This is a genomic window from Aquirufa regiilacus (assembly GCF_032470275.1).
GTDB lineage: Bacteria > Bacteroidota > Bacteroidia > Cytophagales > Spirosomataceae > Aquirufa > Aquirufa regiilacus.
In genome coordinates, this window is sequence record NZ_JAVNWW010000001.1 from 222,081 (window position 1) to 234,870 (window position 12,790).

The following is a 12,790-nucleotide window of genomic DNA, read 5'->3' on the forward strand; positions in this document are numbered from 1 at the left end:
TGTATTATTAGAAATTCCCTTAATTTTGAGGAATTTGATTTAATTGTGTATGCTGAATAAGTTGAACACAATTTTTTGAGATTGATCTCGTTTAAAAAAAAGATATAATAATTCGTCTTTATGAATTTTAAATTTGTTGGAAAGCCTTTGACGCTCATGTTGTCAGCCCTTGCCTTAACTGCTGTCCTTGCGGGTTGTGGAGGGTCTAAAGGAGGCTCAAGTAGTTCTAAAACCCTTAGTAGTGCCAAAGGTTCATCTTCTTCGAAAAAGGGAGGATTGAAAATTGGTAAGGCTGCTAAAGATGCTCCTGGTATAGAAAATGGGGAAATTGTGGCTAGTTCACGTAAAGGATGGAGTCAACCTACGCCTTATGGTATGGTGCTGGTTCCTTCCGGAAGTTATATGATGGGACAAGCGGATGAAGACGTTTCTCGTTCAGGAATTAGCTTCAATAAGCGTGTGACCGTTGCGGCGTTTTACATGGATGACACGGAGATAACTAATCATGAGTATCGTCAATTCACGAATTCCTTGCTGAAAGACTCTGTTTCCGTTTTAGGAGAAGATAAAATCATGACTGAATTCTATCCAGATACAACGGTTTGGAAGAGTGATTTTACTTACCACAATGGGGATCCCATGTTAGAGTATTATTTCTCAAGCCCTGCTTTTGATCAATATCCTGTGGTAGGGGTTAGTTGGGAAGCTGCCAAATATTTCTGCTTGTGGCGTTCCAAAATGATGAATGAATATCGTAAAAAACAAGGTATGTACATGTTGCCTCGTTTTGAATTACCATCAGAATCTGAATGGGAATGGGCTGCACGTGGTGGTCGCGCATCAGGTAAATACCCATGGGGAAATCCTTATGTAGCGAATGCGAAGGGATGTTTGATGGCCAACTTTAAGCCACACCGTGGAAATTATGATGCGGATGGGTATGCATATACTTCCCCTGCGAATGCATATGATCCGAATGATTTTGGTCTGTATAATATGTCAGGTAACGTTGCTGAATGGTGTGAGGATGCCTATTCTGATAATGCGTCGGCGGTTACATGGGATTTAAATACGGTCAACAAAGATGCTGATGAGCCACGTAAAGTAGTTCGTGGCGGATCATGGAAAGATATTGCCTACTATTTGGAAACAGGTACACGCGCTTATGAATTGCAAAACAAGCGGCGTTCATACATTGGATTTAGATCCATGATGCGTTACCTAGGCCGACCAGCTTTAAAGAAATAATTCAAAAAGAAATAAAAGATTAAACAAATGAAGGGATTAGAAAAATCAATCAATGTCGTAGCTAGTTTTGGTGCTGCTGTTGTAATTATTGGAGCATTATTTAAAATCGTACATTGGGAAGGTGCAAATGAGATGTTGATGGTCGGTATGTTTACCGAAGCAGCCATCTTTATTTTGTTTGGTGTGTTGTACATTCAAGCGAAGCCCGAGAAAGAATACAGTTGGGAAAACGTTTACCCTGAATTAGTAGGAGGAGAAGCCGTTGCACGTCCTGCTGGAAATGGCTTGGCTAATTTGGCTAATCAATCAGGTTTAGGCGCTGATGTCGTTGAAAACTTGACGAAAAGCTTGAAAGGTTTAACGGAGACAGCGAACAGCTTGCAAGAAATTTCAAAAGCAACGGGTGCTGCCAATGACTTTGTTCAATCCTTGAATGCGTCTTCAGCTTCCTTAGGTTCATTGAATAAAACGGTTTCTGATGCGAATGCTTCGTTAGGCTCTATTTCGATTTCTTCGACAGAAGCGGCGAAATATGCACAGCAATATGCGAAGGCCGGAGATCAATTAGCTGCATTGAATGCGATTTATGAAACTGAGATTCAAGAATCAAGCAAGCATTTGAAGGCAATCAATGGCTATTATGGAAACGTAAATACAACAGTAGAGCAAATTGCGGCTACGTCTAAAGACGCGGAGCAATTCAAAGCAGAATTAGCTAAGTTGAATGCCAACATTCAGGCATTAAATCAAGTGTATGGCAGCATGTTGACTGCTATGAAAGGATAATTATTGATTTTATTACAGCTTAGATAATATGGCTAGTTTAAAAGAAACACCCCGGCAGAAAATGATCGGGATGATGTATTTAGTACTGACGGCATTACTTGCCTTACAAGTATCAGATGCATTATTACAAAAATTCACCATTTTGAATTCCAGTTTGGAGATCGCAAATCAATCGGCGACTTCTAAGAACAGAGGAATGGTTCAAGGGATTGAGGAGCGGATTAAAGATTTGCCTAATCCAGATGCTTATGCGGATGTGGTAAAACGTGCGAATGAAGTTCGTCGCTTAGCTGACGCCTTAGTCAATCATTTGGATGCATTGAAGAATCAAATTCTTGAAGCAGGTGGAGGAATTGATCCTGAAACGGGTAACATCAAAAATCCTAAAGAAGAAGAAAAGGTATTTACCTTAATGGTGGGTGCTGGCAAATCAGGCGAAGCGTATAAGTTGGAATCCATGTTTTCCCAATATGTAAAGGATTTGGAAAAATTAGCTGATCCAGGAACGAAGTTTCCATCGCTTGCGAATGATGCCAAATCCGATCCAATTGCGAGTAAGGATGCGAATCAGGCCAACAAGGATTTTGCCGAGTTGAATTTTGCTCAAACGCCTGTTCCCGCTGCGATGGCTACGATCTCGCAGAAACAAGCGGAGGTTCGTCGCTATGAAAGTGATGTTTTAGCACAATTAGCTGCGAAAGTAGGAGCGAAGGAAATTAAGTTTGATAAAGTATTTGCGCAAGTGTCTGCGAATGCAAATACGGTAGTTGCAGGGATGGAATACCAAGCGGAAGTGTTTATCGCGGCTACTTCAAGTGGATTTACACCACGTATGAGTTTTAACGGTTCTTCTATCCCAGTGATTGATGGCCGTGGACAAATTAAATTCAAAACTTCGGGTGGAGGTTTTGACGCGAATGGTTTGTCAAAGAAAACGTATACTGCGTCCGTTTCTTACATGAGTCCACTAGGACCGAAGACAGAGACGATTCAGAAAGAGTATTTTGTATTAAAGCCAACGTATAACATTGAAACAGCAACGTTGCCAGCGCTATATTTGGGTTGTGCAAATCGTTTAAGTGTTGCAAGTCCAGGTTTGGGTGCTTTGTGGAATCCTTCCTTCTCGGCTGACGGTGGAGAAGCGATTGGAGGTCAAAATCGTGGGAAGGTTACGATTGTACCTTCTGCTGCTACGGTTACCTTGAACATTGCTAATGGTGGAACGTTATTAGGTAAAGAAACTTTCCGTGTACGTCGTGTTCCAAGACCGGAAGTGCGTGTTTTTGGAAATGGTGGCGAATTGGATGAAAAACGCGGTGCGAGTGCATCAGGATTACGTAGCATTGATGCGCGTGCCATTGCCGATGAATCATTTAAATCAACGAATCCAGAAGATGCTAATTTCCGGGTTTCGGAATTGTATGTGGCTCTTGCGAGGGGGCAACGTAAGATTGATGACATTACCTTGCAAGGTTCTGGCTCAATCGCTAAGTTAGCTGCACAAGCGCAAGCGGGTGATCGCTATTACATTGAAATTAAAGGAGTTCAACGGAAAAATTTTAAAGGAGCTGTTGAAACCATTCCATTTACCATGGCGAAAAACATTCCTTTGAATTAACATGAATCGTATGAAATTAGTAAATAAGTGTTTGTTGATCTTGGTTATAACTGCTTTGGGCTTTGCTACTCAAGCGCAAGAAAAGCCATTGCCACCAAATCAAAATTCCATTCGTCCTATTGATGAATCTAGCATTCATTACAAAGCACGTTTATGGCGACGGATGGATTTGAATGAGAAAATCAATCAACCGTTTTTTTCGGTGAATAATGAGATTTCGAAGTTTATTTTGGACTGGGTTAAAGCAGGTGTATTAACTCCGTACGCGAACGATTCTTTGTTGACCAAATTGACTCCTGAGCAATTTCAAGATAACTTGAAAATGGAAGAGCAATCGGAGCAGGCAGCTTTATCGGATGCTGAAAAGGCTGCAGGTTTTGGTGCCGAGGGTGCTGCACCGAAAGCGGCTGGCACAGATGACGGTTGGGGTGGTGCTGCCAAACCAGCAGGCGCACCGGCAAAGGATGCATTTGAGCAAAAGCCTGCTGTGGCCGCTGTTTCATATTATTTCCCTAAAGAGTTGTCGATTTTGGAAATTCGGGAAGATGCGATTATTGATCGTCGTCGCTCTCGTTTGTATTTCGATATTCAATCAATCAGTTTGATTATTCCCGCTTCTAAAACGAAGGCGGGTTTTGATAAAGCAGTTGCTTCATTTCGTTACAAGGATTTGTATAAATTGTTCCGTTCTAACCCAAATTGCATTTGGTATAATTCTGAAAATGAAATGCAGCATAAGAATATGGCTGATGCATTTGATCTGAGAATGTTCCAAGCGCGAATCATTAAGAAGGGTAACGTTGAGAATAAGTTTTTGACTGATCTTTACGGAGGAGAAAAAGAAGGATTAATGATGTCCCAATTACTCGAGTATAAGTTACTTGAAATGGAGCATGACATGTGGGAGAACTAAGCCCATCCGATACATAGAAAAGGAGCTCCAATGGGCTCCTTTTTTTATGTTCAAACTTGCATAGGATAAAATGAATAAAAAATTAGACACTACGAGTGGAATGTCTCTGCTTTCTTAAATATTTACAAAAAATCGGGTTTATTATCTTGATTTAATTCCATTTTTTGCCGACTTAAATGTAAATTGCAGAGTAATTTGACTAAACATAATCTATGTCGTATCAACGCAAAACAAAAATTGTTGCCACAGTAGGCCCAGCATCTGAAACAAGAGAATCTTTAATTCAATTAGCTCAAGCAGGAGTGAATATCTTCCGTCTAAATTTTTCTCATGGAACACATGAAGATCATTTAGCACGTTTACAGACAATTCGTTCGATTAGCGATGAGTTGGGCTTGAATCTTACTGTTTTACAAGACTTACAAGGTCCTAAAATTCGTACTCAATTAGTGGAGAACAATGGGGTGCCTTTGGAAGCAGGTAAGCAATTAATCTTTGCAATGGATGAAAACCTATTAGGTACATCGGAGAAGGTTGGTACAACGTATACATCCATGTATTTAGACGTTAACGTAGGTGAGCGTATTTTGATGGATGATGGTAACTTAGAAGTTAAAGTGCTTTCGGTTGATAAAGTTAAAAAAGAGGTTGTAACTGAAGTTATTTATGGAGGAATCTTGAAGTCGAAGAAGGGTATTAACCTTCCAGGTACGAAAGTTTCGTTGCCATGTTTGACTGAAAAAGATACAGCTGATTTATATTTCGGTTTGGATCACGGTGTTGATTGGATTGCCTTGTCATTCGTTCGCAAGGCATCTGATATCTGGGATATTAAAGATAAAATTAAAGCATACGGTAAAACAGCGAAGGTGATTGCTAAAATCGAAAAGCCAGAGGCGATCGATAATTTAGATGAAATCATTGAGGCTACGGATGCCATCATGGTAGCTCGTGGTGACCTAGGCGTGGAAATGGATGGTGCAGTTGTTCCATACTTGCAAAAAGTAATGGTGGAGAAATGCACGGCTGCTGGTAAGCCTGTAATTGTGGCTACACAGATGTTGGAGTCCATGATTACCAATCCCGTTCCTACGCGTGCTGAAACATCTGACGTGGCGAACGCTGTATTGCAAGGCGCATCTGCTACGATGTTATCTGGTGAGTCAGCTTCTGGTGCTTATCCAATCAAAGCTGTTGAGACAATGGCTCACATCCATGAGGTGGTAGAAGAGCAACAAAATGCCATTGAAATTGTCCGCGGGGATGAAGCAGCGATTTATTTCAAGAATCACGCCTTAGCGAATACCCCGAATGTTACGTTAACAGATCGCTTAATTTCAGGCGCTTGTCGTTTGGCACGTGACTCGAAAGCCAAAGCAATTCTTTGTATCACGAACTCGGGTCAAACAGCGTTTAAATTGTCTGCTCACCGTCCAAAAGCTGATTTATTTGTGTTTACATCAAACAAGCAACTGATGTCAACGATGGGCTTGTTGTGGGGTGTGAAAGTATTCTATTACGATGCTGCGTCTGAAAGTGCTGAGAAGACTGTTCAAGGCATGGTTGATCGTTTGAAAAAAGAACAATTATTAGCGGTTGGCGATGTTTATGTAACCACGCTTTCCATTCCTGCGCATACAACGAAGAAAACCAATACGGTTCAATTGGGTATCGTAGAATAAATTTCAGGGTTTACCCATGAAGAAAAAAAATCCTTATTTATCAAATCCCTTAATCGGTCTGTACTCTGTATGGACCGGTTTTTGGTTTATTAGCTGGTTTCTAGCGCTTTACCCATTCATGGTAATTTGCTTACAACATAAGGATACGAAGCGCTATGCGCACAAATTAGTTCGTCTTTGGTCACGTTTGTTTTTTGCTTTTGGATTCTTACGATTTGAAGTAGTTTCCGAACAAAAATTAGATCCCAAACAGGTTTATGTTTTCTGCGCGAACCATTTTTCCTATCTGGACATTCCCGCTTTTGTTAAAATTTTACCCAATTATTTTTCATTTGTGGGTAAGAGTTCCATAAAGAAAGTTCCCTTATTCGGATACCTCTATGCGCGTTTGAACATACTTGTGGATCGTAGCGATCGGGCTAGCCGGTCTGCAACACTTGGCAAATCTATCCGTGCACTGCATTCGAAACGGAGCATCATTATTTTTCCTGAAGGAGGAATTACCTCTAAACAATTCCCATTCATGTCGGCTCCATTAAAGGATGGCGCGTTTGCGATGGCGATCCAACAGCAAGTTCCGATTCTTCCTGTCACTTTCTTAAATAATTACCAATTGATGGACGACGAGCAATTTGTACTAAAACCGGGTGTTATTCGGGTACGTATTCATGCTCCCATGGAAACGAAAGGTTTGACCCAGGAAGATTTACCTGTTTTACGCGAGCAAGTTTTTCAAAAGATCCAACAACCTTTGCTGGACTATCATGGTGTAGACATGCCTCATTAGTTATGATGAAATATCTAGGTATCGTTGGGTTATTATTTAGTCTATTGGCCTGTGAGCAAAAGCAAGTGGGTGATGTCCCAAGACCCAAAGGATACAATCGCATAGATCTTCCTGCGGCTCAATATGCACCCTTGGAGGCTGGTCATCCTTATCAGTTTGAGGTTTCCAAATATGCTCAAGTAATTCCTGATACGGTCACGATTGGAAATAAAAAGGAAGTCTTCAAGGCTGAACCTCATTGGATATACTTGTATTATCCGCGATGGGATGCCTTTATTCAAATTACTTATAAGCCTTTGGGTGGTGATAAGCAAAAAATGAAGGCGCTGATCAATGATGCGTTTGCACTCGCTTATAAGCATCAAGCGAAGGCTGCTGGTATCCATGATTACATCATGACGACATCGGATGGTCGTAAAGCGGGTTTGATTGAATTGAATGGCGAAGTGGCTACTTCCTTGCAATTTTTTACAACGGATAGCACCAAGCATTTTCTTCGTGGGGCTATTTATGTAAAAACGGCCACGCAAAACGATTCGTTAGCTCCTGTCATTCGCTTTTTAAAGCAAGATGCCCTGCATTTAATTCAAACACTTTCTTGGAAATAGCGACTTGTTCAGTTCCTGAACTTTGCGTTTATTTGTAGCTTATTATGGGGGAATCCAAGGTGCTTTTTGAGTCTGAAGAATCAACAGTTTTTGTTGACGCACTGCTGCCTTTGCCCATCCCCAGGTATTTTACCTATCGAGTCCCGAGACAATGGGCTAATGGGGTTGAAGCAGGTTTACGTATTGTTGTTCCTTTTGGCAGCACAAAGGTGTTGACCGCGGTCATTGTTCGTGTTCATCATCAACCTCCTAAGCAATATCAAGCTAAATACTTATTGGAGATTCTTGATGAATCTCCGCTCGTGACGGCCTCTCAAATTGCCCTTTTTCAATGGGTAGCTAATTATTACATGTGTTATCCGGGTGAGGTCTTCCAGGTTGCCTTACCGGCTGGGCTTAAAATTTCGAGTCAATCAAAAGTTCAAATTCATCCAGAATTTCAACTTCTGAATGAGTTAACTGAAAAGGAGGCCATCATATTTCAAGCCATTCAGGAAAAAGGTTCTTTGTCTTATGATGAGGTGGCGCGCGTAGCCGAGGTCAAGAGCCCTTATCATCACATCAAGGCAATGGTGGGGAAGGGAGCTATCTTGATTTTCGATGAATTAAAGGATCGTTACACGCCCAAAGTTCAGCGGCGTATTCGATTAACGCAAGCTTATGCGAATAAAGAGGCTATTACTAAGTTGATCGGAGAATTGGAGTCCAAGACGAAGCAGATCAGTATTCTCCTTCATTATTTACAATTTATTCCGGTTTTGCGGGATGCTGAGACGAACCAACGGGGCATAGAGAAATCGAGTTTCGGGCAAGCAGGTTTGTCCGAAAGCGCATTGCAAACACTCACCAAGCATGGGATTTTCGAATCCTTTGAAATTGTTGTCTCTCGTTTTGGTAGTGATTCAGATGATTTTATACCTGCCAACTTTGATTTGAATGCCGCTCAGGAAAAAGCATATCAGTCCATCCTCGCGCAGTTTCAGGAAAAAGATACCGTATTATTACATGGTATTACCGGAAGTGGTAAAACGGAAATCTACATTCGCTTGATTCAAGAGGCTTTGGCCAATGGCGATCAAGTCCTGTATTTGTTACCAGAGATTGCATTAACGACGCAAATTGTGGCACGCTTAAAGAAGATTTTCGGCGAGCAGGTGGGAATTTACCATTCTAAATTTTCCGATAATGAGCGTGTTGAAGTTTGGAAATCCATTGTAGAAGGTAAATATCCATTCGTTGTTGGGGTTCGTTCCTCCGTGTTTCTGCCATTTTCTCGCTTAGGCTTAATTATTGTAGACGAAGAACATGAGTCTTCTTTCAAGCAAGTGGACCCCGCCCCGCGTTACCATGCGCGTGATGTAGCGATGGTGCTTGCGGGCCAACAAAAAGCCAAGGTTTTATTGGGCTCTGCGACGCCATCCATTGAATCCTATTATCAAGCTAAGCAGGGGAAATATGGATTAGTTATGTTGATGGAGCGATTTGGGAAGGCGACATTGCCCGAAATGAATTTGATTGACACGAAGTATGCCACCAAAATGAAACAGATGAAAGGGGGCTTTTCGGTCGATCTGGTGACGATGTTGGAGGAGAATTTTCAGAAGGGTAAACAAAGTTTATTATTCCAAAACCGAAGAGGTTATTCCCCTTATATTCAGTGTCAAGATTGTGATTGGATTGCAGAATGTAATCAATGCGATGTAAGTTTGACCTATCATGCCAAAGACCAAGAATTGCGTTGTCACTATTGTGGTTACCGTGAAGGATTGTTACGTCGATGTGGGGCATGTGGAGGGACTAACTTGAAAACGATGGGTTATGGTACCGAAAAGTTAGAGGAAGAACTACAATTGCTTATTCCTGATGCGCGTATTGGTCGGATGGATTTAGATACCACACGTTCCAAAACTGCTTTTAACAGTTTGCTAGCTGAGATACAATCCGGAAATATCGATATTTTAGTGGGTACACAAATGGTTGCCAAAGGGCTCGATTTTGAAGGGCTATCCACGGTTGCTATTTTTGATGCGGATCGGATTATTAACTTTCCCGATTTTAGAGCGCATGAACGTGCATTCCAATTGATTACTCAGGTTGCCGGTCGTGCCGGTCGGCGCGATGAACAAGGTCAAGTTTTCATCCAAACGAATCAGCCTTCGCATCGCTTGTTTCAATTCATTGAATCGGGGGATTATGCTGCCTTGTATGCGGATGAAATTGTGGAGCGCGAAGGATATAATTATCCACCCTTTGTGCGTCTGATCAAATTGACCTTAAGACACTTGGAATCGATTCAGGTGGAGAAAGCTGCCCTTGAATTAGGAGCTATGTTAAAAGCTAAATACGGGCATGGTCGAATTTTGGGTCCAGAGCGTCCTTTGATTGAACGCATTCGTAATCAATTCGTGATGGAAATCCTGATTAAACTCGAAAAGGGAGTATCATTAGCCCAATTTAAAGTTGACCTTCGCTTGTTGCTTGATGAATTACCAAGCAAACCTGTTTTTAAGGGCGTGCAAGTGATTCCGGACGTTGATTGCCTTTAGTGTTTAATGACAACTTCGTTGAATGGCAATCGGAATCGTTCACCCCAAATGCCTGCTTCAGTCCCTTTGCCTACGGAAATAATCATATTGATTTCTGCTCCTGCAGGTAAATTCAACGCTTTTTTTACGCGAACAGCGTCGAAACCTTCCATCGGGCACGTGTCATATCCTTCGGAAGCGATGGAAAGCATGAATGTTTGTGCAGCTAAGGCACATGATTTATGAACCATCACACGTTGGTCGGCTTTTCCACCAAAACGCATGAAGGGTTTTCGAATTCCCATGAAAAAACACATGGCTCTACGGATGAGTGTGAATATCCCGAAGATATCTTGACGATAAAGTAAGGGCATCAATTGGCCATAATATTGCATCCCTCTTTTTTCTCTTTTACCTGCTTCTTTGCCTTTTAATGCATTTTTTATTTGATCAAGATTCCACTGAGCGTGTTGTTTCCAATGATCTTGACGTGTTACAAAAACGACGAGGTGGGCAGGGTTTTTAGCGGCAGATTGTCCGAGACATAAGGCATGGAATTCAGCCTTTTTTTCTGGACTTTGAATCCAATGAAATTCCCACAATTGCATATTGCTACTGTTGGGCGATAAAATGGCACGCGCTAAGCTTCGTTCAATGACTGCATCGTCTACGGAGATGGTTTCGTCGAAGAGACGGTTCGATCTTCTTTGTTGGATGATTTGTTCGAATTGATCAGCTAGCATATGAATTTGTTTTTTCAAATATAAAGGAAATCTCAAGGAGTTTACATAAAAAAAGTCAGGACCGAAGTCCTGACTTTTTAACAAAACAAAAAAACTAATTAATAACCTGGGTTCTGCTTCAAGGTTGCAGCACCCGCTTTTTGAGAGTTTAGAATCTCGTCATTTGGTAATGGGAAATATTCGTTTTTGCCTTTTGTATAGGCTTTCCCTTTTAAATATCCACGCTTGTTGTAGGTTCTACCCGCTAAGTCAGTACCGTTTAAAGATTCCTCTGTTAAGTATTTGTTGATATAAGGCTCAGCAATACCCCAACGAACTAAATCGAAGAAACGGTGACCTTCCATGGCAAACTCCAAACGGCTCTCCATACGCACCGCATTTTGTGCATATTCTTTGCCTTTCGAAGCAAATGTGCCAGCAGGGTAAGGATTGACAACATAATTAACACTTGCATCTTGAACAGAACCTGTTTTTGCACGGTTACGAATTAAGTTGACGTATTTCTCTGCTTCAGCGAAATTGCCTAATTCAACTTCACATTCAGCTAACCAAAGAATCACGGACGACATTTTCAATAAGCGATAATTGTTATTCACATTTCGCTTGCTTGTTGAGTGCGTCGAGCTACCTTCGTCGGCTAAGTAATACATCCATTTCTTGCCAATGTAAGGCCCTGAATATGTTTGGTTCCGAATCCAGTTAAATCCAGGCATTTGACCCCAATCCAAGAAGTTTACACCACGACGACCTACTGTCCAGTCTAAACGAGGATCTACTGGTACATCTTTCTTCAAGTTGAATGTTTGATCTGATTTTAATCCTTGATCATTAGGTACATCAACTGCGTTGTATGTATCAGCCGTTCCATCAGCTTTCGCACCGATCATCGGTAAACCGTCAGCATCCGTTTTGAATGCGTTTACTAGGTTTTGCGACGGAAGGTAGAAACCGCAACATCCACGACCAGGTGAGTTCGCTGAATAAGGCCAGTTCAAGTTATCGCCAGCATTACCATTGTTACCCGTAGAACCATCGTTTACAGAGAATTCAACCTCGAAAATTGATTCTGCATTGTTGTTCGTAATGTTACGGTAGTTGTCATGGTAGTTTGGCATTAATTTCTTACCAGAATTCGTATACACATCTAGCAATAAATCTTTCGCTGCTTGCCATTTACCTTGAAAAATGTAGGCTTTTGCTAAATAGGTTTTTGCGGCCCATTTCGTAGCACGCCCCTTTTGACCTTGCGTTGCAGGTAAATTATCTGCAGCAAATTTGAAGTCCGCTTCTATGTTAGACCAAATATCTTTGTCATTTGGAACTTTCGTCGAATTAGGATCATCACGCTTGTAGATAGTCTCATCGATGTACGGAATTTTATTCCACATCTTTTTACCTTCGAAATGGTAGTGACCACGTAAAAAACGAGCTTCGGCAACTACTTGATTACGCTCAGCTTCGGTCATGTCCTTTACATCTGTACTTTTGGCCAATAGAATGGCTTCGTTTGCACGAGCTACCCCATCATAGGTATGTTGCCATTTTCCTAAAAAGTACGTATTGTCTGAAAGCCATAAATACTGTTCGATGTACTCTTGCTCTGGCTGATCACCAATATCCGTTCCTTTTACAGCATCCCCGGAGGTGATACCACCAAAAACGTAATTTGAAATCGTAGACTGACGTCCCGTATTTCCAGCTCCTACTCCGTCCAATAGGGAGTAAGCTCCAATTAATAAGGCATTCACCCCATTCTTATTACTTAGTGAAGTCAACGAAGCCGCCCCTTGAGGTTCGATGTTGAAGAAACTATCTGAACAAGAAAAGTTGACACCTACTGTCGCGACTAATGATGCGATAATGATTAACTTTTTCATTTT

At 41.5% G+C, this 12,790-nt stretch carries 10 protein-coding genes; 8 read left to right on the forward strand and 2 right to left on the reverse strand.

Annotated features, from left to right (window positions below; all coding sequences use genetic code 11):
- Positions 1-120: 120 nt before the first annotated feature.
- The 8 genes from porK (at position 121) to priA (ending at position 10,188) form a co-directional block, all read left to right on the forward strand.
- Positions 121-1,248 (forward strand): T9SS ring complex lipoprotein PorK/GldK, encoded by a 1,128-nt coding sequence (porK, locus tag PQG45_RS00985; RefSeq protein ID WP_315576054.1) that lies wholly within the window; start codon positions 121-123, stop codon positions 1,246-1,248.
- 27 nt (positions 1,249-1,275) lie between these two features.
- Positions 1,276-2,034 (forward strand): type IX secretion system motor protein PorL/GldL, encoded by a 759-nt coding sequence (gene porL, locus PQG45_RS00990; RefSeq protein WP_315576052.1) that lies wholly within the window; start codon positions 1,276-1,278, stop codon positions 2,032-2,034.
- Between the two features lie 28 nt (positions 2,035-2,062).
- On the forward strand, positions 2,063-3,652 hold the full coding sequence (porM, locus tag PQG45_RS00995; protein ID WP_315576050.1) for a type IX secretion system motor protein PorM/GldM: 1,590 nt from the start codon (positions 2,063-2,065) through the stop codon (positions 3,650-3,652).
- A 10-nt stretch (positions 3,653-3,662) separates the two neighbouring features.
- Positions 3,663-4,565, forward strand: a complete 903-nt coding sequence (gene porN / locus PQG45_RS01000) for a type IX secretion system ring subunit PorN/GldN (RefSeq protein ID WP_315576048.1) — start codon at positions 3,663-3,665, stop codon at positions 4,563-4,565.
- A 212-nt stretch (positions 4,566-4,777) separates the two neighbouring features.
- Positions 4,778-6,247 (forward strand): pyruvate kinase, encoded by a 1,470-nt coding sequence (pyk, locus tag PQG45_RS01005; protein WP_315576046.1) that lies wholly within the window; start codon positions 4,778-4,780, stop codon positions 6,245-6,247.
- A gap of 16 nt (positions 6,248-6,263) precedes the next feature.
- Entirely contained in the window at positions 6,264-7,034 is a 771-nt protein-coding gene (locus tag PQG45_RS01010) for a lysophospholipid acyltransferase family protein (RefSeq protein ID WP_315576044.1), read from the forward strand.
- A gap of 2 nt (positions 7,035-7,036) precedes the next feature.
- Positions 7,037-7,642: a gliding motility lipoprotein GldD gene (gldD, locus tag PQG45_RS01015; RefSeq protein WP_315576042.1), complete on the forward strand. Its 606-nt coding sequence runs from the start codon at positions 7,037-7,039 to the stop codon at positions 7,640-7,642.
- Between the two features lie 44 nt (positions 7,643-7,686).
- On the forward strand, positions 7,687-10,188 hold the full coding sequence (priA, locus tag PQG45_RS01020) for a replication restart helicase PriA (protein WP_315576040.1): 2,502 nt from the start codon (positions 7,687-7,689) through the stop codon (positions 10,186-10,188).
- Here the strand turns inward: priA and PQG45_RS01025 are convergent.
- Entirely contained in the window at positions 10,185-10,910 is a 726-nt protein-coding gene (locus tag PQG45_RS01025; protein WP_315576039.1) for a nitroreductase family protein, read from the reverse strand. The genes priA and PQG45_RS01025 overlap by 4 nt on opposite strands.
- Before the next feature lie 98 nt (positions 10,911-11,008).
- Positions 11,009-12,787, reverse strand: coding sequence for a RagB/SusD family nutrient uptake outer membrane protein (locus PQG45_RS01030; protein WP_316070131.1), 1,779 nt, complete (start codon positions 12,785-12,787; stop codon positions 11,009-11,011).
- Between the last annotated feature and the right edge of the window lie 3 nt (positions 12,788-12,790).